General features: G+C 59.0%; 22 protein-coding genes. 5 read left to right on the top strand and 17 right to left on the bottom strand.

Going from position 1 to position 24,556, the window contains the following annotated elements:
- Nucleotides 1-57 precede the first annotated feature (57 nt).
- On the bottom strand, nucleotides 58-810 hold the full coding sequence (thyX, locus tag A3EC_RS0103735) for an FAD-dependent thymidylate synthase (protein WP_018023830.1): 753 nt from the start codon (nucleotides 808-810) through the stop codon (nucleotides 58-60).
- Between the two features lie 54 nt (nucleotides 811-864).
- Nucleotides 865-1,620, bottom strand: coding sequence for a 4-hydroxy-tetrahydrodipicolinate reductase (gene dapB / locus A3EC_RS0103730; RefSeq protein WP_018023829.1), 756 nt, complete (start codon nucleotides 1,618-1,620; stop codon nucleotides 865-867).
- A gap of 75 nt (nucleotides 1,621-1,695) precedes the next feature.
- Here dapB and A3EC_RS0103725 point away from each other — a divergent pair, with 75 nt between their 5' ends.
- On the top strand, nucleotides 1,696-3,432 hold the full coding sequence (locus tag A3EC_RS0103725) for an ABC transporter family substrate-binding protein (RefSeq protein ID WP_018023828.1): 1,737 nt from the start codon (nucleotides 1,696-1,698) through the stop codon (nucleotides 3,430-3,432).
- Here the strand turns inward: A3EC_RS0103725 and A3EC_RS0103720 are convergent.
- From A3EC_RS0103720 to A3EC_RS0103710, 3 genes are all read right to left on the bottom strand, one after another.
- The gene (locus A3EC_RS0103720) at nucleotides 3,429-5,768 is read right to left on the bottom strand and encodes a polyribonucleotide nucleotidyltransferase (RefSeq protein WP_018023827.1); all 2,340 of its coding nucleotides are present in this window, start codon (nucleotides 5,766-5,768) and stop codon (nucleotides 3,429-3,431) included. The genes A3EC_RS0103725 and A3EC_RS0103720 overlap by 4 nt on opposite strands.
- A 180-nt stretch (nucleotides 5,769-5,948) precedes the next feature.
- Nucleotides 5,949-6,218, bottom strand: a complete 270-nt coding sequence (rpsO, locus tag A3EC_RS0103715; protein WP_026162171.1) for a 30S ribosomal protein S15 — start codon at nucleotides 6,216-6,218, stop codon at nucleotides 5,949-5,951.
- Between the two features lie 224 nt (nucleotides 6,219-6,442).
- Nucleotides 6,443-7,417, bottom strand: coding sequence for a bifunctional riboflavin kinase/FAD synthetase (locus A3EC_RS0103710; RefSeq protein WP_018023825.1), 975 nt, complete (start codon nucleotides 7,415-7,417; stop codon nucleotides 6,443-6,445).
- 21 nt (nucleotides 7,418-7,438) lie between these two features.
- Between A3EC_RS0103710 and truB the strand changes: the two genes are divergently transcribed.
- Complete coding sequence (gene truB / locus A3EC_RS0103705) at nucleotides 7,439-8,338, top strand: tRNA pseudouridine(55) synthase TruB (RefSeq protein ID WP_018023824.1); 900 nt, start codon at nucleotides 7,439-7,441, stop codon at nucleotides 8,336-8,338.
- On the opposite strand, the gene A3EC_RS0103700 is transcribed toward truB, so the two are convergent.
- The 11 genes from A3EC_RS0103700 to rimP form a co-directional block, all read right to left on the bottom strand.
- Nucleotides 8,335-8,985, bottom strand: a complete 651-nt coding sequence (locus A3EC_RS0103700) for a 4'-phosphopantetheinyl transferase family protein (protein ID WP_018023823.1) — start codon at nucleotides 8,983-8,985, stop codon at nucleotides 8,335-8,337. The two genes, truB and A3EC_RS0103700, sit on opposite strands and share 4 nt — an antisense overlap.
- Complete coding sequence (locus A3EC_RS0103695) at nucleotides 8,982-9,776, bottom strand: metallophosphoesterase family protein (RefSeq protein ID WP_018023822.1); 795 nt, start codon at nucleotides 9,774-9,776, stop codon at nucleotides 8,982-8,984. The genes A3EC_RS0103700 and A3EC_RS0103695 overlap by 4 nt, the downstream gene beginning before the upstream one ends.
- A gap of 97 nt (nucleotides 9,777-9,873) precedes the next feature.
- Nucleotides 9,874-11,163, bottom strand: a complete 1,290-nt coding sequence (locus tag A3EC_RS0103690; protein WP_018023821.1) for an MATE family efflux transporter — start codon at nucleotides 11,161-11,163, stop codon at nucleotides 9,874-9,876.
- 11 nt (nucleotides 11,164-11,174) lie between these two features.
- Nucleotides 11,175-12,191: a DHH family phosphoesterase gene (locus A3EC_RS0103685; RefSeq protein ID WP_169331389.1), complete on the bottom strand. Its 1,017-nt coding sequence runs from the start codon at nucleotides 12,189-12,191 to the stop codon at nucleotides 11,175-11,177.
- Nucleotides 12,191-12,649 (bottom strand): 30S ribosome-binding factor RbfA, encoded by a 459-nt coding sequence (gene rbfA, locus A3EC_RS0103680; RefSeq protein WP_018023819.1) that lies wholly within the window; start codon nucleotides 12,647-12,649, stop codon nucleotides 12,191-12,193. Before rbfA ends, A3EC_RS0103685 begins: the two co-directional genes overlap by 1 nt.
- A gap of 150 nt (nucleotides 12,650-12,799) precedes the next feature.
- Entirely contained in the window at nucleotides 12,800-12,982 is a 183-nt protein-coding gene (locus tag A3EC_RS11260; protein ID WP_040427905.1) for a hypothetical protein, read from the bottom strand.
- Nucleotides 12,983-12,994: 12 nt separating this feature from the next.
- Nucleotides 12,995-14,455, bottom strand: a complete 1,461-nt coding sequence (locus A3EC_RS0103675; RefSeq protein ID WP_026162166.1) for an NAD(P)/FAD-dependent oxidoreductase — start codon at nucleotides 14,453-14,455, stop codon at nucleotides 12,995-12,997.
- Nucleotides 14,456-14,746: 291 nt separating this feature from the next.
- Nucleotides 14,747-17,656, bottom strand: a complete 2,910-nt coding sequence (gene infB / locus A3EC_RS0103670; protein ID WP_018023817.1) for a translation initiation factor IF-2 — start codon at nucleotides 17,654-17,656, stop codon at nucleotides 14,747-14,749.
- A gap of 96 nt (nucleotides 17,657-17,752) precedes the next feature.
- Nucleotides 17,753-18,037 carry a YlxR family protein gene (locus tag A3EC_RS12700; RefSeq protein WP_245532942.1) on the bottom strand — a complete coding sequence of 95 codons (285 nt, stop codon included), beginning with the start codon at nucleotides 18,035-18,037 and terminating at the stop codon, nucleotides 17,753-17,755.
- Nucleotides 18,038-18,168: 131 nt separating this feature from the next.
- Nucleotides 18,169-19,167, bottom strand: coding sequence for a transcription termination factor NusA (gene nusA / locus A3EC_RS0103665; RefSeq protein ID WP_026162165.1), 999 nt, complete (start codon nucleotides 19,165-19,167; stop codon nucleotides 18,169-18,171).
- Nucleotides 19,168-19,170: 3 nt separating this feature from the next.
- A complete protein-coding gene (rimP, locus tag A3EC_RS0103660; protein WP_018023815.1) occupies nucleotides 19,171-19,692 on the bottom strand; it encodes a ribosome maturation factor RimP in 522 nt (173 codons plus the stop codon).
- A 41-nt stretch (nucleotides 19,693-19,733) separates the two neighbouring features.
- Between rimP and A3EC_RS0103655 the strand changes: the two genes are divergently transcribed.
- Complete coding sequence (locus tag A3EC_RS0103655; RefSeq protein ID WP_018023814.1) at nucleotides 19,734-20,708, top strand: DUF4439 domain-containing protein; 975 nt, start codon at nucleotides 19,734-19,736, stop codon at nucleotides 20,706-20,708.
- Here A3EC_RS0103655 and A3EC_RS0103650 read toward each other — a convergent pair.
- A complete protein-coding gene (locus tag A3EC_RS0103650) occupies nucleotides 20,705-22,525 on the bottom strand; it encodes a proline--tRNA ligase (protein WP_018023813.1) in 1,821 nt (606 codons plus the stop codon). The two genes, A3EC_RS0103655 and A3EC_RS0103650, sit on opposite strands and share 4 nt — an antisense overlap.
- 37 nt (nucleotides 22,526-22,562) lie before the next feature.
- Here A3EC_RS0103650 and A3EC_RS0103645 point away from each other — a divergent pair, with 37 nt between their 5' ends.
- Both A3EC_RS0103645 and chrA read left to right on the top strand, forming a co-directional pair.
- Complete coding sequence (locus tag A3EC_RS0103645; RefSeq protein ID WP_018023812.1) at nucleotides 22,563-23,324, top strand: peroxide stress protein YaaA; 762 nt, start codon at nucleotides 22,563-22,565, stop codon at nucleotides 23,322-23,324.
- Nucleotides 23,325-23,337: 13 nt separating this feature from the next.
- Entirely contained in the window at nucleotides 23,338-24,540 is a 1,203-nt protein-coding gene (chrA, locus tag A3EC_RS0103640; RefSeq protein WP_018023811.1) for a chromate efflux transporter, read from the top strand.
- Nucleotides 24,541-24,556: the final 16 nt, after the last annotated feature.

The raw sequence follows: 24,556 nt of genomic DNA, 5'->3' as shown, positions 1-24,556 counted from the left end.
GGTTTGTTGGTTGTCGCCATGCCGAAATTCGGCAAAACTTTGAAGTTATTTAGTCGACTAGCCTTCCATGACATAGGGGCTGGTGGCGACTTCACTACCATCTCGGAGGGTGCTGATATCAAAATCTCCGAAGGCCACGGGCGCTGCGGCTACAAGTAGCCGGAGGCACGCAATTGCAAGCGAGCGGATTTCAATGTCTGCATGCTCGGAGGCACGCATGCCAATGAAATGGCGCCATGACCGATAGTTTCCAGTGACTACGATACGTGTTTCAGTGGCAGTTGGCAGCACTGCGCGGGCTGCTTGCCGGGCTTGTTTGCGCCGCAGCAAGGCGTTTGGTTCGTCGGCAAACTTCTCTTCCAGCGCATCCAGTAGGCGGTTGTAGGCCATGCGGGATGCGTCCACGGAACTTTCAAAAACTGCCCGGAGTTCTTCATCATCGGCAATGACCCCTGGAATCACCACTCGGTTTTCTGATTCCGGGACAAATCGCTGCGACAGTTGACTGAAGCTGAAATGCCGATGCCGAATGAGCTCATGCACTGCCCCTTGCGATAGGCCACGGATGTACATCGTGGCATTTGCATGCTCGAGCAGCGAGGTGTGCCCGACCTCCATGATGTGGCGGAGGTATCCGGCATTGGTGGCAGTTCGTGGATTCGGCTTATCCCACGTTTCATAACATGCCCGGCCAGCGAACTCGATCAGTGCTTCCCCACCGTCGGCATCAGTTTCCCAGGGAATATCAGCCGGTGGATTGAACGCCGTATGGGCGATCAGATCCACATTCAGTGGGACGATATCGGACACAGAAGCACACCTCAGCGCGTCGTAGACGGACAGTTACTTGGGTAAGCGTACCCGCTACATTCCGAGGAAATGCTCCAGACCCACGGTCAGGCCCTTGTTTTCTGCAATCTTGCGCACACCGACCAACACGCCTGGGATGAAGGAGGTGCGGTCGTAGGAGTCCTGACGGATGGTCAGCGATTGGCCTTCGGTACCGAAAATGACTTCTTCATGTGCCACCATGCCGGTCATCCGCACTGCGTGTACTGGCACGCCGTCCACATTGGCGCCGCGCGCGCCGTCAAGGCTCTGCTCAGTAGCGTCCGGCTGCGTTGCCATTCCGTGCTCCTGGCGAACCCGCGCAATACCTTCTGCGGTGTGTACTGCGGTACCGGAAGGGGCGTCCTTCTTATTTGGGTGGTGGAACTCGATGACTTCTGCGGACTCAAAGTACGGCGCGGCGAGCTCAGCAAACTTCATGGTCAGCACGGCGGAAATCGCAAAGTTCGGCGCAATCAGTGCGTTAGCTCCCTGCTGCGTCCACTCTTTGACCTGCGCTAGGCGCTCTGCGGTAAACCCGGTGGTACCCACGACAGCGTGGATGCCGTTGGCCAGCACAAATTCCAGGTTGCCCATGACCGCGTCTGGAATGGTGAAATCAACTACGACCTGCACGCCAGCGTCAACAAGCTCCTGGAGGTCATCGCCGGCGTCCAACGCTGCAGCCAACTCCAAATCCTCGGCGGCCTGCACGGCGGCAACCACAGCCGACCCGACGCGTCCCTGCGCACCCAACACACCAACTTTAATTGCCACGGTTCTGCCTTCCATTCGGTTATCCCATTATTTCTTCCTTCTACCCTAACTACTGCCCGCTCCGGCCGGTGAAGTCGGTAAGTTCATTGCGTGGAGGAAAAGATTTTGCTTATTGACGATTCGGGCCGCCAAGTCCCCCGAACCCACCAGACAGCTGGTTTGCTATGCGCGGTTACGCTGCTACTTTCCGCGTGCTCTGCTGCCGGCGATGACGCAGAAGCTCCACAACCGGAAGACCCTATCCACACGGATCTCGTCTCCCCTTCCAGCTACAATGCGCAGCCTCGGGACGCCATCGCCGATGGCGGCGAGTTTGCCACCGCGCTGGATTTTTGGCCCAGGCAGTTCAACCCATTTCACAAAGCTGCATCAGCACACGCTGCGGACGTGTGGAACTGGTACGGGCCACAGCTAGCCTTAACCGACTGGAAAGGCCAGTGGCACTACAACGCAGAATTCTTGGACAACGTTGAAGCGGAAGTCAAAGACGGCAAAACAGTGGTGACCTACACCATCGACCGCAACGCCAAGTTTGTGGACAACACCGACTTGGACTGGGAAGCCTTCGCCGCGACATGGCACGCCAATAGCGGCGCCGACCCTAACTTTGAATCAGCGCTCACCAATGTGTACTCCCGGATTGAATCGGTACAACCAGGCGCGTCGCACAATCAGGCCGTCGTGACTTTCACTAATACCGTGGAGAATTGGCAACGCTACTTCCCCACCGTGCTGCATCCGGCAGTCGATACCGCCGAGGAATTCAACTCCGGCTTTGTCAATAATTTGCCGCGTGAATGGGGCTCAGGCCCCTTTGCCCTCGTCACTATTGATGCCGAGGCTGGCGCCATTGTGTTTCAGCGGTCCGACAATTGGTGGAGCGAGCCCGCGAAGTTAGAGAAACGACGTTTCATTCAGGTCGATGCCGCCGATGCATTAACCGCTTTTCGAGGCGGCAAAATCAACGCCCTCGATGTGTCCATCCGCGAACGCATGACATCCGCCCGCGGCATGGAGGGCGTCGATATTCTGGAGGGCGTAGCTCCTACCCGACGACTCTTCCTCCTAGACGCCAATAGTCGCCCGCTGCGAGACCCGTCGGTTCGCCGCGCCATTTTCGCGGCGACTAACCGGAAGCAGATTTTAACTAGCCGCTACGAAGGTATCCCGGCGGCGCAGGAACCACCGAACTCGCTCATGTATTTCCCGTGGCAAACGGGCTACCAAGACAATCTCAGCGCCACGGTTGATTTCGACCCAGAGCAAGCAAAGACATTGCTTGATGACGCAGGTTGGAAACCAGGAACCGACGGTATTCGTCGCAAAGCGGGGCAACGTTTGGAAATATCCATACCTGCCACGGACCGCACTGACAGTGCCCGTGCGGCGCAAAAACTATTGCAACAGCAACTCCACGAGATTGGGGTTGCATTGGAGCTGGTGGAGCGGCCCGGTCAGGACGCACTCGCGTTATTCGGAACGGAACAAGACGGACGCGCGTTCAATGGGGCGTTGGTAGTTCAGGAGGCACGATTCGCCGATGGCGTGGCGAACTTGGATGATGTGACCGGCCCTGGTGGTCTCCTCGAGCGGACCGGAATCGATAACGCGGCGTTGCGGCAGCATGTTGCTGGGCTGTGTACCGAGTTCGATTCCGGGAAACAGCTCGCCCGTGGGCGGCAGGCAGAGCATGCACTGTTTTCGCAGTTGACGATTCTGCCGATGTCGATATTGCCGGGCGAAGTTGCCGTCAAACGTGGCTTAACCAACTATGGACCGGCAGCGTTTGCACAGCTGCCGGTCCAGGATGTTGGCTGGGAACTTTAGTCCTCTTCGACTGGGACCAAGGAGATCTTGCCGCGGTTATCGATGTCCGCGATTTCTACCAGGATTTCATCGCCAACGTTGACAACATCTTCAACCTTGTCGATGCGCTTGTCGCCGCCGAGCTTGGAGATGTGCACCAAACCGTCACGGCCCGGCAGCAAGGACACAAAGGCACCGAAGGCAGTGGTCTTCACCACGGTGCCCTGGAAGCGCTCGCCGACCTTAGGCAGCTGCGGGTTCGCAATTGCGTTGACCTTTTCCATCGCTGCATCGGAAGCTTCGCCGCTGGATGCCGAGATGAACACGGTGCCGTCATCTTCAATGGAGATGTCCGCGCCGGTTTCTTCGGTGATGGAGTTAATGGTCTTGCCCTTTGGACCAATGAGCTCACCAATCTTGTTGACTGGGACCTTCACCGAGGTAATGCGTGGTGCGTATGGGCTCATTTCATCTGGGGAATCAATAGCTTCCGCCATGGTTTCCAGAATGATCAGGCGGGCTTCACGAGCCTGCTCCAGCGCGCTCGCCAGCACCTCGGATGGGATGCCGTCCAGCTTGGTATCCAGCTGCAGCGCGGTGATGTATTCCTCGGTACCGGCAACCTTGAAGTCCATGTCGCCGAACGCGTCTTCTGCGCCGAGGATGTCGGTCAGTGCAACGTACTCGGTTTCGCCGTCGACTTCACCGGAGACCAAGCCCATGGCGATACCCGCAACTGGAGCCTTCAGTCGCACACCTGCGTTGTACAGCGACATGGTGGATGCACACACCGAGCCCATGGAGGTCGAACCATTCGAACCGAGAGCCTCGGAGACCTGACGGATGGTGTACGGGAAGTCTTCGCGAGATGGGATGACTGGGACCAGCGCACGTTCCGCCAACGCACCGTGACCGATTTCGCGGCGCTTTGGCGAACCAACGCGGCCGGTTTCACCGGTGGAGTATGGCGGGAAGTTGTAGTGGTGGAAGTAGCGCTTGGACGCTACTGGGCCCAGCGAGTCAATCTGCTGTTCCATCTTCAGCATGTCCAGCGTGGTCACGCCCAGGATCTGGGTTTCGCCGCGCTCGAACAGGCTGGAGCCGTGTGCCCGTGGGATGAGGCCGACGCCCATGCCCAAGGTACGGATGTCCGAGGTGTTACGGCCATCAATGCGGAAACCCTCGGTGAGGATCTTGTCTCGAACGATGTCACGCATCAGTGCGTTGTAGGCAGCGGTGATTTCCTTTTCGCGGCCTTCGAACTTCGGCGCGATCTGCTCGACGATATCCGCCATGTGCGCGTTGGTGGCGTCGTCACGCTGCTGCTTTTCTGGCAGGGTCAGCAGCTCAGCGAGCTTGTCGGAAGCGGACTTAGCCACAGCGTCGTAGATGTCATCAGTAAACGCTGGGAATACTGGGAACTCCGCTGCTGGGCGGGCAGTCTTTTCAGCCAACGCAATCTGTGCATGGCACAGCTCTGCGATGAATGGCTTGGCAGCTTCCAGACCGTCGGCAACAACCGTTTCGGTTGGGGCTGGCTTGCCGCCAGCGATCTTCTCGTGGACAGATTCGGTGGCGCCAGCTTCCACCATCATGACGGCGACGTCTTCGACGGTCTTGCCGCCAACCTTCTTTTCCACGATGCGGCCAGCGACGACCAGCTCAAACAGCGCTGCTTCGTGCTGCTCGTGGGTTGGGAATGCCACCCACTGGCCTTCTGGGTGGTCTTCGTCAGCGATCAGCGCAATGCGGACACCACCGACTGGGCCGGAGGTTGGCAGACCGGACAATGCGGTCGCAGCCGATGCAGCGTTAATCGCGACAACATCGTACATGTCCTTAGGGTCCAAGGACATGACGGTGACGATGATTTGAACCTCATTGCGCAGACCCTTGATGAAGGTTGGGCGCAGTGGGCGGTCAATCAGACGGCACGCCAAGATGGCGTCAGTGGTTGGGCGACCTTCGCGACGGAAGAACGACCCTGGGATACGGCCAGCGGCGTACATGCGCTCTTCGACGTCCACGGTCAGTGGGAAGAAGTCACGGTCATCGCGTGGCTGGTTGGATGCGGCAACGGTTGCCAGCATCATGGTTTCGTCATCCAGGTAGGCGGTGACGGAACCTGCGGCCTGGCGGGCCAATTCACCGGTTTCAAAGGTGATGGTGCGGGTACCGAAGTCGCCGTTGTCGATCTCTGCTTCTGCGAACCAGATGCCATCTTCCTCGATAGCTTCAATCTTGCGGGTTGGCAGCGGATATTTCGTTGCCTGGTTCTGCTTGTTGTCAGACTTTGGGTTCGAGCGGCGTACTTTGTTACGGGCGCGTGGGCTCAAGGAGCACTCCTCATTATTCATAAGATGGCGGTCTTCGGTGCCGCCTCTAGCATTCTTCTTGGTTCTTCGTATTAACCGGCCACCATTTTAACAGCCCGAGCCTTGAAAAGGCAGTTCGCCGACCCATAAACGTCAAAAAGCAAAAACCCACGCCCCCTAGACAGGGAACGTGGGTTGAAAAAGTCTTCAGCAGACCGGAGCTTAGCGACGCAGGCCGAGGCGTGCGATCAGGTCACGGTAGCGGTCGATGTTGTTGTCTGCCAGGTACTGCAGCAGACCCTTACGACGACCAACCAGCAGCAGCAGACCACGACGAGAGTGGTGATCGTGCTTGTGGAACTTCAGGTGCTCGGTCAGGTTGTTGATGCGCTCAGTCAGCAGTGCGACCTGTGCTTCTGGGGAGCCAGTGTCGGTCTCGTGCAGACCAAATTCGGACAGGATGGCCTTCTTCTTGGTGGTATCCAGAGCCATGGTGTTCTCCATTCATTGTTTCAGTTCACTGGGAGGCTCCGCGACGAGTAATCTGGACAATCAATGAAACGATTGACCGGGCATCTCGCGGTTGAGCTGGCATCGCGCGCTCGAGCAACTGTCGTGAACCACAGTCACAGCCGAAGCACCACCTTAACAGTTCGGCTGGCAGAACTCCAAAACCCTGCTATAAGGCGGCGCACAGTCTTCCGCCAAGCGCGGCGCTAGCTCAGATGAGCACAGGCCGAGCGGGTCTTTTGCACATCCTCATGCATGGCATCAATCAGCTCATCCACGCCGTTGAACTTCAACATTGGCCGAATAAATTTCACAAACTCCAGCCGCGCGATCCGACCATAGAGCTGCGCATCCTTGTCCAACACAAAGGCCTCGACCGTGCGCTCTTCTGCATCGAATTGCACATTGGTGCCCACCGAAATCGCGGCAGGATAACGCACACCTGCCTGCATATCGCCGTCAATGGCACCTTCATCCTCAATCGACAACCAACCGGCATAGACCCCGTCCGCAGGCAGCGCCATCTTCTCGCCGAAGTCAATATTCGCGGTTGGGAAGCCCAACTCCTTACCCCCGCGACCCTGGCCGTGAATCACTTCCCCAACCACCGAAAATGGCCGACCCAGCGCCCACGCGGCATGCTCAACATTGCCCTCGGCCAAATAGTTGCGAATCAACGTAGAGCTCACTGTCTGGTTGTCGTCGACCAGCAGCGGCACAATATCCACTTCAATGCCGGCGGCAGCACCCTGTTCGCGCAGGGTATCGACAGTACCGGCGGCCTTATGGCCATAAGTGAAGTTCTCCCCCACCAAAATGGCGCGCGCCTGCAAACCATCACGCAGGAAACGGTCAAAGAACTCTTGCGGAGACAGCGCCGCCAAATCCTTCGTAAAGCTGACCGCCAAAATGTGGTCCACCCCAACTTCGCGGGCCAATGCGAAGCGATCGCCGAGATGGGAAATCATCGGTGGGACGCGGTCGGGACGCACCACGGCCAGTGGGTGTGGGCGGAAGGTCACTAAAACACATGGCAGGCCTAGTTCCCGGGCGCGTTGCACCGCCGCGCCAATCAGTCGGCGATGGCCACGGTGGACCCCATCGAATGTGCCGACGGTGACCACAGCGCCACCCATCACAGGAACTTCATCAATGCCATACCAGATGTTCACCAGAGCCACTCTAATGCCTAGGATGGCAATATGTCTGATCCGATAGCAGATTCCGGGCTCGTTATTGTTGACAAACCAGCCGGAATGACCAGCCACGACGTTGTTTCCCGACTGCGCCACGCATTTGGCACCCGCAAAGTTGGGCACGCCGGCACGTTGGATCCGATGGCCACCGGCGTGCTGGTTGTCGGTATTAACCGCGGCACCCGTTTCCTGCCGCACCTGGTGGCGGACACCAAGTCCTATGCGGCAACCATTCGCCTCGGCGCAGCCACCACTACCGACGATGCGGAAGGTGAAGTTGTCAGCAGTAGTTCCGCCGCGTCCGTGACTGAGGACCAAGTTTTGGCGGCGATTGCGGCCCTGACCGGTGATATTATGCAGGTCCCGTCTGCGGTTTCTGCAGTGAAGATTGATGGCAAGCGCGCCTATCAGCGGGTACGCGACGGTGAGACCGTGGAGATTCCGGCGCGGCCAGTGACCATTACGCGGTTTGACCTGTTGGATTTTCGCCCTGGCGAGCTGTGCGATGTTGACGTGGAGGTTGACTGTTCTTCCGGCACGTATATCCGTGCGTTGGCCCGTGACATTGGGCAGGCATTGGGGTGCGGCGGTCATTTAACGGCGCTGCGCCGTACCGCGTCGGGCAGTTTTACGTTGGCCGATGCCCAGGAGTTAGAGGCGTTAATGGCCCGTCCGGGTGAGGCTGAGCTTTCAGTGTCGCTTGATGACGCATTGAAACGGTGTTATCCGGTGCGCGACATCACGGAAGCGGAAGGCACTGGTCTGGCGCTGGGTAAATGGCTGGGGCCGATCGGTCTCAAGGGCGTGCATGCGGCGGTGACGCCGGATGGCAAGGCTATTGCCTTGATTGAGGAGTCTGGCAAGCGAGCTGCGAGTGTCTTTGTGGCGCGGCCTGCCGGGCTTTAAAAGACGGTGGCGACGGTGATGATGTAGCCGTCGTCGATGGTCCACGTACCTTCGATGTGGTGTACCGGCGTTGGTCGGGCCAAAATGTAGCTGGTGAAGGTTCCATCTGGGCGCAAGTCGATTTCGGCGTCTTCGAAACCGAGCCAACGGTTAGTCAGCGGGAACCACGCTTTATAGGTTGCTTCTTTAGCGCAGAACAGCAGGCGGTCAGCGCAGTCCACCCCAGCGCGGTGCAAGTTCAAGCGTTCGCTTGGCAGCGAAATACTGCCGAGGACGCCTTCCGGCAATGGTTCGGCAAGTTCGGCGTCCACGCCGATGGCGCGCATCTGGTTCTTTGGGGCAACGACCGCGGCTCGGAAGCCGTTGGTGTGGGTCAGGGAGCCAACTAGGCCACGAGGCCACATCGGCATACCCCGTTGGCCGCGCAGGATTGGTGTCATGGATGGGCGGCCCGTCAGGGATTCGATGGCACGGTGGGCGCACCATCGGGCGTCTCCGAATTCGGCTTTGCGGTGGTCGACTGCTCCGGATACCAAGGCGCGTTCTAGTGGATGCAGGCCTTCGAAGTGGTCTAAGGAGTTTTCGGCTGCCCGCATCTGATGAAACGTTGCTTGTGTCGGGAGCATTTCCCGGGTCAACACAATCATCGAACCTCCAATACTGGATACGGCCATTGTGTCCGCCATGGTCGGGATTCCCATTCGTGTGGGTACCCCAACGACACATCGACATGGGTTACACCGTCGACGGTGAGCTCTCGTGGCATGTGCAGATGACCATAAATGACTTTGTCAGCGTGGTAGCGGCGTGGCCAGTCCTGGGTATGCCGAGAGCCGGACCACAGCCCAATTTCTTTAACGAAAACTGCTGCCATTACTTCGCGGACCAACGGCCAGTGGTTGATCAGAACCGTAGGGCCTTGTACTTGGGCAAGGCGAAGCACGCTGTAGCGCAGTCGTTCACGGCACCATTCGACCGGATCTTTGAACGGTTTAATGGCAAATTCGTCAGTGAAGACGATCTGACGCTTATGTGCTTCCGCGATGGCTTGCTCGGGGGAAATCCCAGGCCGTCGCCAGGTGTAGTCGTACAGAGTGAACAGTGGGCAGATAGTGTGCTCACCGAACTTCGGGTATGGGTCCTCGGGAGTAAGCACACCGATGCGACGGCAACCCTCCACGAGCTCGTGGTACTTGTCCATGCCAACACTGCTGTCGGAGGAACGGGAAAACAGTTCATGGTTTCCCGGAACCCAGATAACTGTGTGGAATCGAGAGTTGAGTAGTGAGAGTGTCTTCAGGATCAACTCGGTGCGTTCAGCGACGTCGCCAGCGACGATAAGCCAGTCATCGGGTGACGTCGGCTGGACTAAATCCAGCTTCGGCCCATTCTGTTTGACGGCAATATGCAGGTCAGAGACGGCCCACAGTGTCTTCACGCTGTTTCCGCCTTTCTTGTCTGCTGAACTCACACACGAACCATAACACCAGATGTCACATCAATACCACTAATACCTCTGGCAACTTCTTTAACAGTTATTTAGTTAGCGCTAAGGCTTCCCACTCTCCGGAACGGTATCGCCAACTGACAAATGCCAGACGACACAAAATAAATGCCATCAGACCGCTCCAGATGCCCACAAGACCCCACTGGAAAACCAGTGACAGCCACACAGGCGGCAGAAAACCTATCGCTACGGACAACATCGTCGCGTTTCTCAGAAATGTTGCATCGCCAGCGCCTAAAAGTACCCCATCCAACGCAAAAACGACTCCACCTGCGGGAATCATCGCCACCAATATCCACCAAGGCCGAGCAATTGCTGATAGCACGGCGAGATCAGAAGTGAACAGCGCCGGCAGCAACCTAAAACCTGCCGCGAATATCAGCGCCAAAGCGGAGGCTAGTACCGTCGACCAAACAGTCACCGACCGTGCCGTTGTCCGAGCATGCTCCCGAGACCCAGATCCTAATGCCGCTCCCACCAACGCTTGCGCGGCGATAGCCAACGAATCCAACAGCAAGGAAATCAGATTCCATAGCTGCAGCAGAATTTGATGCGCAGCCAGTCCCGGTGCCCCACCCACACGCGGTGCCACAGCAGCAGCCGACAAAAACGCCACCTGGAAACTCAACGAACGCAAAATCAGATCGCGACCGAGCACCAACTGCACTCGGATCAGATGCCAATCTGGTCGCCAACTGCCGTGGTGATGACGAATCAATGCCGTCAAAAAGCACAGGGACGTAATGGTTTCACCAGCCAGGTTCGCCCACGCAGACCCGACGACTCCAAAGCGATTGACCATTGGCACCAAAATAAGTGTGGCCGGCACAATCCCGGCGAGCACAAAATACAGCGGCAACCTGACGTTTTGAATACCGCGAAGCCAACCATTTCCGGCTTGTGTCATCAGTGTCAAAGGAATGCCCCACGAGGCGACCTTGAGCCAGCTAGCAGCAGCACCGGCGATGTCACTATCGGCGGCTAACCACTGGGTGAACTGTCCAGCACCGGTGTGGATGACGGCTACCAGCGCCAACCCCACCAGGAATGCAATCCAGGTAGCTTGCACACCTTCATGGATCGCTCCAGCCCGGTCACCTTCCCCGAAGCGCCGTGCAGATCGGGCAGTTGTGCCATAGGCCAAAAACGTTAGCTGCGTGGTCACCATCGACAGCACAGTCGACCCAGCCGCTAACGCCGCCAACTCAACGGCGCCACGGTGTCCCACTACTGCGGTATCCAGCAGCACATATAGCGGTGGCGCCGCCAACACACCCAGTGCCGGCAGCGCCAACGACAGAATTTTGCCGAAGGACACCTGGTCCTTCGCTACTGCGTGGATGGAACCACCACTTCAACCAACGATTGCACCAACGCCGCTCGATCGCCTTCGAAGGTGTAGCCGGAAGCTCGGGTATGTCCCCCGCCGCCAAATACCTCCGCAATCTCCGCAACGTCAACAAGCTGCTGGGAACGCAGGGACGTCCGCCACACCCCTGGGGAGTACTCCTTGAACACGGCAGTGACATCGGTGTCGTTGGCAGTGCGGACAATGTCCACCACCTTCTCCACCTCGTCGTGGCCGACTGTCGACATCATGTCGTGGGTAACAGTCACGTGAATAAGACCCGAGCCACCACCCCACTCTGGGACCAAAGTCGCCGTACTCATTGCGGCGCCCAGCATTGGGAAGAAGTCGAACTTCATGCCATCGAGCAGCTCAGTGGCAATGAGCTTCGGGTCCAGTCCGAAGGACAACAGCTTCGCGGCGATGGTGTGCATCCGTGGTCGACCCCAGCGGAAGGAACCAGTATCGGTGACCAACCCGGCGTACAGGCAATGCGCAATGTCGCGGTCAAGGCCAATGCCCCACACTTCAATCAAATCGAATAGCAGCGAAGTGGTGGATTCGGCTTCGGTATCGACCAAGTTAATGTCGCAGAAGCCATCGTTGGAGTCGTGGTGGTCAACAACGATGCTGGTTTTCGCGTTGCGGACATAGTCCTCGAGGGCGCCGGTGCGGGCAATAGAGCCGCAGTCGACCACGAAAACTGCATCCACCTCGTCAACCGGCGGCAACTCGGCGTACGGGGTGAATTGGTCGGACGCTGGAATGGAATACAGCGATTTCGACAGCAGAGCGTTTTCCCCATAGGTATGCCATACCTGGCGGCCAGCTTTACGCAGCGCCAGCGCTAAAGCTGTAGCCGAACCAACAGCGTCAGCGTCCGCGTGCACATGGCAGATGACAACAACTTTCTGGGCCTTATTAATGGTGTCCAGAATCTCGTGCAAAACTGCGCCGTTACGACGCGAGATGGTAGTGCCTTCTACTGGTGCGATCACTACCACTCACCTGGCTCTTCTTGGTCAGCCTCCGGCTTACGGTATGGGTCAGCATCTCCAGAATACTTGGCACCTTCAGCTTGAGCTGCAATCTCTGCATCGCGCTGACGAGCCTTCGCCAATACCGCTTCCAAGTGGGCGGATGCCTCTGGAACGGTATCGACCTCAAACTCTAGGGTCGGGGTGTATCGTACGCCGAGCCGGCGCCCCACCATGGTGCGCAGCTGGCCGCGGGCGCGAGCCAGAGAGTTCGCGGCGGCGTCCCAATCCGGTTCATCATCGATGTTTCGACCGCGGACGGTGTAGAAAACGGTGGCGTTGTGCAAATCGCCAGTGACTTGGCAGTCAGTGACCGTCACGAGTTCAAGACGAGGGTCTTTAATCTCCGAGCCAATCGCTTGCGCCACGATATGCATAATCTGTTTGGCAAGTTGGCGTGCGCGTGCTGGGTTAGCCACGATGTCACTCTCCTCGGTCGGGAACAATTCAGATTCTAAGAGTACCCCGATTCAAAGACACACAAGACAGCTGAACCCCGCAGACGTTCGAAAACGCTCGGGGCTCGGGCTACTCGTGGGACATTTGGGCGGGTTCAGGGCTTCACACGGTCACCGTCGGAATACCATCAGCGCCATTTTTACGTTGTTGACGATGAATCGGCCGAGCTGAAAAAGCAGGTTCCGACGGCGGCGCAGCGTCCGGGCAGTAGGCAGCGGCGCATGTTCTAGAGACAGGATGTAGTCATCTTTACCGCTGGTTGGATGTCCATGTGCTGGATTATTGTCGCTCATGACAAATTCCCCTTACTCCGGAATGAACTGCCAGCCCGGCAGCCCTTTGGCCTTGTAAATGAACAAGTAGTGCAGTACCAATTTGGTCCAGTGACCTGACAAACCGATTTCTCCGGTTGTGTAGCGCAAATCACGACCAGTTCGATACTTCTTCTTATCCGGCACGACCGGCATCATCACCATCGAAGCGGCTGAACCAGTCGTCAAACCGGTGCCGGCGGATGCAATACAAGCGGCACCCATTTCCGCCATGGATGCTTTATGCGGCATCGCAGCGTTGCCGTTTTTGATGCGATCGACGATCGATAGCGCGGCTGCCTTGCCCATTTCACCGGATGGCTGACCGGTACGGGGCGGGGATGGCGCGATACTTGTTCCGTTAGGACTAACACGCGGCCGCGAAATCTGGTGCGGCGGTGCAAACGCAATCCCAACCGCCCAGATGTTGTCGAAAGCAGCAGACTGACAGGTCTGCGGCCAGTCCGCTGCGGACCACTGCTCGAACGGCTTCTTGGTGTAGTCGGCATCGACCAGCATGAAGCCATTGGGCGCAAACAAATCGTCAGAAATGTCGGTGCCGTCGGGGGCGTGTGCGCTGAGTGGAACGCCACCAAAGGGCGGTAGCAGCATGGCGAAATCAAATGGCAGCTCGTGGTAGGAGCCATCTAGAGTTTCGAAATGAATGATGCCTTCTTCGACTTTGTGGACATGCGCGCCGAGAATGGCTTCTACGTCGCGCTCACGGAAGAGTGATTCCGTCCAAATCTTCGAGGTCGTTTCATAACCTTCTTGCATGAACACCATCCCGCCGACCCCAAAATCCCCGAGCTCAGCTTCATTGGTGAGGTAGATAAGACGGGCCTTGTCGCGAACCCCTGCTGCACGCAATTCATGGTCGACATTGAAGGTGTATTCAAAAGCGGCTCCCTCACAGGTGCAGGTACCGTGTCCCATGCCAACGACCAATGTCTTTTCCTCGCCGCGTTTCAGGTCGGCGATAACTTTCTGCAGTCCTGCTCTCGCCTCAACTGCGTGGTCGGCGGTACATACTGACAACGAGTGTCCGCCTGCGTCTGGTCCAAGTCCCTCAGTCATATCGAACCGCAACTGTGGTCCAGTGGCATTGATGAGGTAGTCGTAGCGCAAGCGCTCGGTCTTTCCTTCTTGGCCGGGGCCAGCATAGGCAATGTCGACGGCCCCGCGGGAACTTGCGTCATCGCCTTCGGGCCAAATGGCGGTGGCATAGGCCTGACGGAAATCTATGCCTTTCTTGCGGTAGATAGGTGCGAGCGGAAAGACTACTTTCCTCTTCTTCATCCGCCCTACTCCGACCCAGATATTGCTTGGGATCCAGTTCCAATCGGAGTTAGGCGAGACGACTGTAATGGTGTGGCCTTCGGGAAGTAAACGGCTGAGATGGAGAGCCGCGGTATGACCGGAAACTCCAGCGCCGAGAATGACAATGTCTGACATGGTCAACTCCTAGCTAGTAGGTGGACACCCCCAACGCTATGCCCTAGGGGGTATATCTACAGCAAATGTGACATATGCCCCTTCCAAGCCACTCGCTGCATCCGATAGCTAGCAACCCGATCGGACACACTCTTTCCTGCTAAACCCCCGAGTGCTCGTCCCCGAGTGCTGGTCGCCGAGTAGACCACCTCAGACAGGAAGTTGGTCAAGAAAGCGAAAAGACCGGTCAGCAATTTGCTGACCGGTCTTCACTTCGTCGCTAAGCACACAACGTGGCGTACTTGGACTGCCTTAGGTACGTGGTACCTCAACCAGCTCGTAGGCTTCAATGATGTCGCCGACCTGGATGTCCTGGTAGGACAGCACCATACCGCATTCGTAACCTGCGGAGACCTCAGTGACGTCATCCTTCTCACGACGCAGCGAGTTGATCGATGCCTGTTCGGCAACAACCGTGCCATCGCGGACAATGCGCACCTTGTTGTTGCGGTGCACCTTGCCGGACTCGATCATGCAACCTGCAATCAGGCCGACAGCAGAAGCCTTGAAGGTAGCGCGGATTTCGGCACGGCCGAGTTCGCGTTCTTCGTAGATTGGCTTAAGCATGCCGCGCAGCGCTGCTTCCACTTCTTCCAGGGCCTTGTAGATGACCGTGTAGTAGCGGATTTCGACGCCTTCGGCATTGGCGTGCTCGGTTGCCTTGCCTTCGGAACGAACGTTGAAGGCAATGATGACGGCATCGGATGCCGCTGCCAGGTCGACGTTGGTCTGGGTGACAGCACCCACACCGCGGTCCACAACGTTGAGCGCAACTTCGTCGTCGACCTCGATCTTGAGGAGCGCTTCTTCCAGTGCCTCGACGGTACCGGCGTTGTCGCCCTTGAGGATGAGGTTGAGGACGTTGGTTTCCTTGAGGTGCTCGTCCAGGTTCTCCAGGGAGATGCGCTTGCGGTTCTTCGCCTGCAGAGCAGAGCGTCGACGTGCATCACGCTGGTTAGCAATCTGGCGGGCAATCCGGTCGTCTTCGACAACGAGCAGGTTGTCACCAGCACCTGGCACCGAAGTCAGACCCAAGACCTGCGCTGGGCAGGATGGACCAGCTTCCTCAATGTCCTTACCGTATTCGTCAATCATTCGACGGACACGGCCATGGGCATCGCCAACCACAATCGAGTCACCAACGCGCAAGGTACCGCGCTGAACAATGACGGTAGCCACTGGGCCGCGACCACGGTCAAGGTGCGCTTCAATCGCCACACCCTGTGCATCCATGTCTGGGTTAGCACGCAGATCCAGAGCCGCGTCAGCAGTAAGCAACACTGCCTCCAGCAGACCGTCGATGTTGGTGCCCTGCTTCGCGGAGATGTCGACGAACATGGTGTCGCCGCCCCACTCTTCGTCGGTCAGACCGTATTCGGTGAGCTGGCCACGAATCTTCTGTGGGTCAGCGCCTTCCTTATCGATCTTGTTCACTGCGACGACGATTGGCACATCAGCAGCCTTGGCGTGGTTAATTGCTTCCACGGTCTGAGGCATGACGCCGTCATCGGCAGCAACCACCAGGATGGCGATGTCTGTGGACTTCGCACCACGGGCACGCATCGCGGTAAACGCTTCGTGACCTGGGGTATCCAGGAAGGTTACGCGACGAGGCTCGCCGTCGAGGTCCACTGGAACCTGGTACGCACCGATGGTCTGGGTAATGCCGCCTGCTTCGCCGGAGCCGACGTTTGCACGACGGATCGAGTCCAGCAGTCGGGTCTTACCGTGGTCGACGTGGCCCATAACGGTGACCACTGGTGGACGGGAAGCGAGTTCTTCTTCATCGCCTTCGTCTTCACCGAACTGCAGGTCGAATGCTTCGAGCAGTTCACGGTCTTCGTCTTCAGGGCTGACGATTTCGACCTTGTAGTCCATCTCGTCGCCAAGCAGTTCCAGGGTTTCGCCTGGTACGGACTGGTTCGCCGTGGCCATTTCGCCAAGGTTGAACAGTGCCTGCACCAATGCCGCTGGATCGGCGTCGATCTTCTCCGCAAAGTCGGACAGGGTTGCGCCCTGACGCAGTCGGACGGTAGCGCCCTTGCCGTTTGGCAGACGCACACCGCCAACGACGGTTGGTGCGTGCATCTCCTCGTACTCATTGCGCTTCTGACGCTTCGACTTGCGTCCCTTACGAGGGGCGCCGCCTGGACGACCGAATGCACCAGCGGTACCGCCGCGACGACCGCCGCGTCCACCGCGTGGTCCGCCACCTGGACCGCCTGGGCCACCAGGTCCGCCGTGGCCACCACGACCGCGACCGCGACCACCTTCAGCACCGCCTGGGCGCTGTTGTGGCATCACACCTGGGCTTGGGTGCGCAGGCATCATGGCTGGTGTTGGGCGTGGGCCGCGTCCGGAACCGCCGGCTGCTGGACGTGCACCTGGCTTTGCGCCACCGCGTCCGCCAGGACGTGGGCCGCCACCGGAGCGTGGGCCGCCAGCACCTGGGCCTGGGCGTGGGCCGCCGCCAGGACGAGGTCCGCCACTTGGGCGTGGACCTGGGCGTGGGCCGCCACCTGGACGTGGGCTGTGGCGCTCTTCCTCACCCGTGGAGAACGGGTTGTTCGCTACGCGAGGGGCACGTGGACCTGGCTTTGGACCAGGCTTCGGGCCTGGCTTCGCTGCGCCACCTGGGCGGGCAGCTGGCTTCGGGATGTCTGCCGAAGCAGCCTTGTCCTGCTTGTCCTGCGCTGGAGCAGACGGACGTGGGCCTGGCTTTGCCGCTGGGCCTGGAGTTGGACGTGGGCCTGGCTTCGCCGCTGCGGTTGGCTTTGGCTTGTCTGCCTTCTGTTCCGCCTTCTGTGCGGCCGCCGCAGGAGTTGGGCCTGGCTTTGCACCTGGGCCTGGGGTTGGGCGTGGGCCTGGCTTGGCAGCGCCAGCCGCTGGCTTTGCCGGTGCCTTCGGGCGCGGGCGTGGGCCAGGACGTGGGCTTGGCTTTGCGTCAGGAACAGCCGACGTCAGGGATGGTCCAGGGGTTGCGTTGGCAGAAGGTGCGTCACCTTCGCCGTACAACGCCTTCATCTTCTTGACCACTGGTGGCTGAACCGTCGACGACGCCGTCTTGACGAATTCGCCTTCTTCCTTCAGCTTGGCAAGAAGTTCTTTGCTGGTGATACCGAGCTGTTTCGCCAGCTCATGTACACGAAGCTTTCCGGGCACTACTCTCCTCATGGTTGTGGGAGCTGCCCGGCTTAGCTAATCCAGGCAGGCTCCATTGTGATGGGTAATCATCGCTGATGCTTCATCGGATACTCATCATGGTTTTTGGTTCTTCCTCACTGATTGATCCACTTCACATACCTTCTCAATGTGTATGCGCACTGGATTCGCATCTACTTTCGCAGATACCTTCAACGCCCGACTAAACGCACGGCGCTGTTGGGCGATTTCCCAAGCTTCAATCGTTGGCGTCAGCCACGCTCCCCTGCCGGGTAAGCGCCGCTGTGGATCGGGAACTGCGATCACGCTATCGTCGCGGTTCTCCGCAACGATTCGCAGCAGCTCTGATTCAGGTCGGCGTTGCCGGGTTGCAATGCACATCCGCATGCGCGGCGCTGTTGCGCTGCTGGAATCTGCTTGCATCTACGGGTAACCGCACCTTCCGCTGTGATTAAAACTAAAGGGCCGTTGTCTAGGATACGCCACATTCCCGCAGAAAGGTTAACTGCCGGTTACGCGCGCCCTGTTTCCGAGCCATCGGAGTGGATGTCAATGCGCCAACCGGTCAATCGTGCTGCCAATCGAGCGTTTTGACCTTCTCGGCCGATTGCCAGAGACAGTTGATACTCCGGAACAACCACTTTCGCGGTCTGGGTTTCCAGGTCCACTACCTCCACCGACACCACCTTGGCTGGTGCCAGCGCGTTGCCGACAAATTTCGCTGGGTCATCAGACCAGTCGATAATGTCGATCTTTTCGCCGCCCAGATCATTCATGATGTGGTTAACACGCTGACCACGCGGGCCAATGCATGCGCCCTTGGCGTTCAATCCATCGACGGTCGACTTCACTGCCACCTTGGAACGGGCACCTGCTTCACGAGCAATCGACACCAGTTCCACAGCATCATCAGCTACTTCTGGCACTTCGAGTCGGAACAGGCCGCGAACGAGTTCCGGGTGGGTTCGGGACAGTTGGATCTGCACGTTGCGCATGCCCTTGGTCACCCCGACCACGTAGCACTTGACGCGCTGACCGTGTTCGTAGGTTTCGCCAGGAATCTGCTCGGCTGGCATCAAAATGCCGTCGTTGCCGTTTTCGCCACCGATGCGGACAATAACAATGCCCTTTTCGTTGGCCATTGCATCGCGCTGCACGACGCCGGAAACTACCTGCCGTTCCAGGTCGACGAATTCGCCGTAGGTCCGTTCGGTGGCAGCTTGCCGCATCCGGGAGTTGATCGCGGAGCGCACGGCGCCGGCTGCGTGGCGACCAAAGTCGCTGGGGGTGTCATCCGACTGCGAGATCAAGTTGCCGTCTTCGTCGTACTCAAAGACAGTCACGGTGACATCGCCGCTTACTGGGTCAATGTCTACCCGGTGCTGATCTGCGGCACCAGGCAATTCGGAGTAGCTTTCCGACAGTGCGCTTCGAATGGTTTCGAGCATGTCGGCGATTGCTACGCCACGTTCTTTTTCCACGCCACGCAGCGCGGTCATATCAATTTTCACTTGTTAAACCTCGAAATCGGAGAAGTCTTTTGCCACCAAGGCAGCCTGTTCGTCAGACAAAGTGGCGAACTCAACTTCTACCACTGCCCCGCCAATAGCTCCCAATTCTGCTAACTGCGTCGCACCTTTCGGCGAAATGAGAACTACCTGACTTTCGTCAGCCGATACCGCTCCTAGTCGTTGCAGGTCACCGCTTGGGAGTTTGACGAGCCGGCCTCGGTTCCGGCGGAAGTGTCGCGGGGCAGTCAATGGCGCTCCCACACCCATGGTGGTCAGTTCCAGGTTGTAGCCTTGTCCGCCAAATTTAATGGTTCCCGCTGCCTCCGCTGCGTCAAAAAGCTCGGAAACGTTGCGGGAAAGCGCTTCGAGTGCATCAAGGTCTGGTCGAGTGTCGCCATCAACCGCAATCGTGACCTGGGAGTGTGCACCGGCGCGGGTGATCTTCAGTCCTTCCAGGTCCAGGCCAGCTGCCTCCAAGGCAGGGGTGATTATCGGGATGAGCTCGGATTCTTTCGGCATTGCCATGCAGTTGAATGTAGCAGCCAAGAATCTGGCACCATAAGAGAGTGCCTTCCCACCCAGACTTCACCGCCGCCGCTCCCCTGTCCCGACGCAGCTTTTTGCGCCGTGTCATGCTCACGGGCGCGGTCGGCACGGCGGTGGCTGGCGGGGCGCTGACGGCCTGCTCAACTCTGCAGCACAGTGCCGACGATGGCATTCGTCAACTCCGAGATGTCGCCCGGATGAACGCAGATGCCTTGCAGGACAAGGACATTGCCGAGTTTCGCCGCAGCCAAGCTGACATATTGCAGGCCGAAGTGGTTCGCCAATGCGGAACCTTTGAAGATGGCACTGTGCCCGAAGCATGCCAGACGCAGCAATCCAGCCTCGGTTCAGTCTCTGCCCCCGCCGACGCAGATGACGCCCGCCTGCTTTTCGAAGCCGTCACCAGCAGCTTCGGCGCCATCAAGGCTCTGTCTGGCCCTTCAGCCGGTTTCGGCGCGTCAATTTCCACTGGCATCATGTTTGCGCTGCAACACGTCGACGCTGACCGCCTGAGCGAATTGACGGTCGATACCGGTGTGGGGCCGTTCCAAGGCGCGGAACTATTCACCTCCGAAGCCGATGTGGAGGCACTCGCTTTCGGCTTGACCAGCGAGTATGCCCTGCTGGATAACCTCACTACACTGCATGCCCGCAGCACCGATCCCGAGGAACGCGCCGCCATCGCCGCGGCGCAAAAGGCCCACCGGCTGATTCGCGACGCCGCCCTGACCAGCTTCGGCCTGCAGCCAAAGAAGAAGAAGTTGCAGGTCACCGCCCCAACACCTGCCGCAGGTTATGTGCTTATTGACGATATGACCGCCGAAGATCTGGCCAATAATGCTGTGCTGGTGTGGCGCGAAGTTGTCGAACGCGCCAATTCTGGGGACCTGCGGATCTGGGCGACCCGCTTGATGTCTTCGGCAGCACTGGCGGCGGCAGACCTGGCGGGGCTAGACCACGCCGTAACGCTGGCTAACCCCACTCCTGGTCGCTAGTTCGCGAGCAGCCCCTGCACAGTGGCCACTGCTACGTCATAGTCAATCTCGGATTTTTCGCCAGTTAGGCGGTTACGCAGCTCAACCTTCCGGTCCTGGAAACCGCGGCCAACCACAATGACATACGGCATGCCCAGCAGCTCCGAGTCCTTGAACTTCACGCCTGGGCTGACCTTTGGGCGGTCGTCGAGGAGCACTTCCACACCTGCGGCATCAAGCTCCGCTGCCAGTGCTTCTGCTGCTTCACCTGCTTCGGCGTCCTTATTCGCAATGACCACATGCACTGGGAATGGTGCCACCGCTGCTGGCCACACCAGACCTTTGTCGTCGTGCATCTGCTCGGCGAGCACGGCCACCAGGCGGGAGACACCGATGCCGTAGGAACCCATGGTTGGGCGGGCCCGGCGGCCGTTTTCGTCCAGAATGTCCAGTTCCATGGCGTCGGTGTACTTGCGACCCAGCTGGAAAATGTGGCCGATTTCGATGCCGCGGGCCAGAGTCAGCGTGCCCTGTCCTTCTGGCGCTGGGTCACCTTCGTGCACTTCCGCAGCCTCGATCACGCCATCTGGGGTGAAGTCGCGGCCGCATACCAAGCCCACCACATGCTGATTCTTCGCGTCGGCGCCGGTAATCCACGATGTCCCGGAAACCACTCGTGGGTCTGCCAACACCTTCACGCCGTTCGCCGCCAGTGCGCGCGGGCCGATGTAGCCCTTGACCAAAAATGGTGCGGCCTTGAAGTCGTCGTCTTCCAGCAGCGCTACTTCCGCTGGCTCAAAAGCCGCCTCGAGACGCTTCATGTCTACTTCGCGGTCGCCCGGCACCAGCACACCAACAAGTTCGGTCACCAGATCTGGCACCTGGCTGGCATCTCCGTTAGCGGCTTTCAGCGCAGCTTTCGCTTCTTCATCAGTAAGCACGCGGGTAACTTTCGTCATCACGCACTTCAACGTGTCGGCCGCAGTGACTGCCACACCGTTAATCTGCACACCGGCACCATTGGCCCATTCCACCAGCGCGTCAATGGTTTCGGCATCTGGGGTGTCGTGCACCACTGCTTCCGGCTGGCCCTCAATTGGCCGCTCGACGCCTGGCTGGGTGACGACTGCCTCAACGTTGGCGGCGTAGTCACCGTCGGTGGCGCGGACGAAAGTATCTTCACCGTTGGCGGACACAGCGAGGAATTCTTCCGAAGCGGAGCCGCCCATCGCGCCAGAGGTGGCGGCGCAGATGACGTAGTCGACACCAAGTCGGTCAAAAATACGCTGGTAGGCCCCGCGGTGTGCCTGGTAGCTAGCTTCCAGCCCGGCGTCGTCCATGTCGAAGGAGTAGGAGTCCTTCATGATGAATTCGCGGCCACGCAGAATGCCAGCGCGTGGGCGCTCTTCGTCGCGGTACTTGGTTTGGATTTGGTACAGCGTCGTTGGGAAGTCCTTGTAGCTGGTGTACATGTCCTTCACGGTCAGCGCGAAGACTTCTTCGTGGGTTGGGCCAAGCAGGTAGTCGGCGTCCTTGCGGTCCTTGAGACGGAACAGGCTTGGGCCGTATTCAGTCCACCGGTTCGTCTTTTCGTAGGCTTCGCGTGGCAGCAGCGCCGGCAGAGAGATTTCCTGTGCGCCAATGCCGTTCATCTCTTCGCGAACAATCTGCTCAACGTTGCGGACCGCTCGCAGCCCCAGCGGCAGCCAGGAGTAAATGCCGGGGGCAACACGGCGGATGTAGCCGGCGCGGACAAGCAGTTTGTGGCTTGGCACTTCTGCGTCGGCAGGGTCGTCACGGAGGGTGCGCAGAAATAGTTGCGAAAGACGGGTGATCATACGTTGAAGTGTATCTACTGCCCGTAGCGTTGGTGCGTTGGACTACGGTTACCGCATGCTGATTTTGCTGCCGCCGTCTGAAACTAAAGCTTTCCCTACCGCTGGGCCACCGCTGAATCTCTCCGAGCTGCCATTCCCCACCCTTTCGGACGTGCGCAGCAGCATCCTTTCCGACCTCATCAGCCTGTGCTCCACCACCCCAGATACCGCCCTTGACCTGCTCAAGCTCAGCTCGCGCCAAACTGGCGAAGTCAGCGCCAATGCGGACCTCCGATCCGCCGCCACTGCCCCAGCGCTTCAGGTCTACACCGGTGTGCTTTTTGACGCTTTGGAACCGGCGTCTTTGCCGCCGGAGGCGCACCGGGTTCTTACCATCGGCTCAGCCCTTTTCGGGCTAGTCGCGGGCAGCGACGCCATCCCGCACTACCGCTTGTCGGCAACGTCAAAGGTTCCGCACCCGGATGGCTCCACACCGACAATGCGGGCGCGGTGGGGCCGCACAATCACTGACGCCCTCGGGGACCTAGATGCTGGTTTGATCGTGGACCTGCGCTCTGGTGGCTACCGGAATCTAGGTAAGCCACCACAGGACGTACCTTCGCTCGAGGTGCGGGTGGTCACTGCAGCAGGCAAAGTGGTGTCGCATTTCAATAAGCACTACAAAGGTCAGCTGGCTCGCGCGCTAGCCTTATCCGGCGAGCATCCGGCTTCAGCCACTGAGCTCGTTGAGGTAGCCCAAGCAGCGGGTTTTGCCGCTCAGGCACTATCGCCTCAGCAGGTAGAACTGACGGTTTCATGAGACCATCAGGGTCATGACAACCACACAGCGCGGCAGCGTCTTTGACGTATTCACCACTTTTGGGCCTTTGGGCTTGACCAGTTTCGGCGGCCCTACCGCCCACTTGGGCTACTTCCGGGAAGCTGTGGTGGTTCGCCGCAAGTGGCTGGGCGACAAGGCTTATTCGGATTTGGTGGCACTCTGCCAATTCCTGCCGGGTCCGGCGTCCTCCCAGGTCAGCATGGGGTTGGGGCTGCATCGCGCCGGGCTGCTGGGAATGTTCGTTTCGTGGCTCACCTTCACGGTGCCCTCTGCCGTGGCGTTGGCGGCATTTGCTTGGGGGTTGGATTTTGTTGGTGAGCAGTCCGATGCCGGTTGGCTGATTGGTTTGAAGGCCGCCACTGTGGCGGTGGTGCTCCATGCGGTTTGGGGGATGGCCGCGAATCTGACCCCCGACGCGCGCCGGGCGTCACTGGCCTTGTTGGCGTTTTTGTCGGCGTTGCTTCTGCCTGGGTTTAGCGGACAGATTGTGGCGATTGTCGGCGCGGGCGCGCTGGGCTACTTCCTGCTGGCGGGACTGCCGGTAGCGAAGGAGGACTCAGACGATAACCTCAATTTTTCTGTCCCAGCGTGGTTGTCGTGGGCGGCGGCGGTGTTGTTTGTTGGTTTGCTGCTTGGTTTGCCGGTGGTCGCGCGCGCGGTGGACAATGTGTATTTGACGTTGTTGGATTCGTTTTATCGTTCCGGCGCTTTGGTCTTCGGTGGGGGCCACGTGGTGCTGCCGCTGTTGCAGGCTGAGACGGTCAACACTGGCCTGGTTGGTGCGGACGAGTTCCTCGCTGGTTATGCCGCTGCGCAGGCGGTGCCCGGCCCGCTGTTCACCTTCGCTTCTTTCCTCGGCGCGATTGCCGCAGGTTGGCAGGGTGCGATTGTCGCAACGGTCGCGATTTTCTTGCCGTCGGCGTTGTTGTTGCTCGCGGCGTTGCCAAGTTGGGCCAAGCTGCGGTCACTGCCGCAGGCCCGTCGGGTGCTCGCAGGGGTCAATGCCGGTGTGGTGGGGCTGCTCGCAGCGGCGCTCTACGACCCAGTCTTTATCACCGGTATCCACGGCGTGTGGACGATGGCGGTCGCCGCAATCGCGTTTATCGCACTGCATATGTGGAAAACCGCCCCGTGGATTGTGGTCCTAGGGGCGGCGGGTCTCGGCGCGGTTTTGGGCGCTGCCGGGGCTTTTTGACGATTACGTAGCGGCG

The organism is Corynebacterium ulceribovis DSM 45146 (assembly GCF_000372445.1).
Lineage (GTDB): Bacteria > Actinomycetota > Actinomycetes > Mycobacteriales > Mycobacteriaceae > Corynebacterium > Corynebacterium ulceribovis.
This window is presented reverse-complemented; position numbering and strand designations above follow the sequence as displayed.

What these genes read in the sequence shown, in the direction of transcription:
- dapB (WP_018023829.1), bottom strand. Translation starts at nt 1,620, where the DNA reads ATGGAAGGCAGAACCGTGGCAATTAAAGTTGGTGTGTTGGGTGCGCAG.
- A3EC_RS0103720 (WP_018023827.1), bottom strand. Translation starts at nt 5,768, where the DNA reads ATGAATAATGAGGAGTGCTCCTTGAGCCCACGCGCCCGTAACAAAGTA.
- rpsO (WP_026162171.1), bottom strand. Translation starts at nt 6,218, where the DNA reads ATGGCTCTGGATACCACCAAGAAGAAGGCCATCCTGTCCGAATTTGGT.
- truB (WP_018023824.1), top strand. Translation starts at nt 7,439, where the DNA reads ATGTCTGATCCGATAGCAGATTCCGGGCTCGTTATTGTTGACAAACCA.
- A3EC_RS0103700 (WP_018023823.1), bottom strand. Translation starts at nt 8,985, where the DNA reads ATGATTGTGTTGACCCGGGAAATGCTCCCGACACAAGCAACGTTTCAT.
- A3EC_RS11260 (WP_040427905.1), bottom strand. Translation starts at nt 12,982, where the DNA reads ATGAGCGACAATAATCCAGCACATGGACATCCAACCAGCGGTAAAGAT.
- A3EC_RS0103675 (WP_026162166.1), bottom strand. Translation starts at nt 14,455, where the DNA reads ATGTCAGACATTGTCATTCTCGGCGCTGGAGTTTCCGGTCATACCGCG.
- A3EC_RS12700 (WP_245532942.1), bottom strand. Translation starts at nt 18,037, where the DNA reads ATGTGCATTGCAACCCGGCAACGCCGACCTGAATCAGAGCTGCTGCGA.
- rimP (WP_018023815.1), bottom strand. Translation starts at nt 19,692, where the DNA reads ATGGCAATGCCGAAAGAATCCGAGCTCATCCCGATAATCACCCCTGCC.
- A3EC_RS0103650 (WP_018023813.1), bottom strand. Translation starts at nt 22,525, where the DNA reads ATGATCACCCGTCTTTCGCAACTATTTCTGCGCACCCTCCGTGACGAC.
- chrA (WP_018023811.1), top strand. Translation starts at nt 23,338, where the DNA reads ATGACAACCACACAGCGCGGCAGCGTCTTTGACGTATTCACCACTTTT.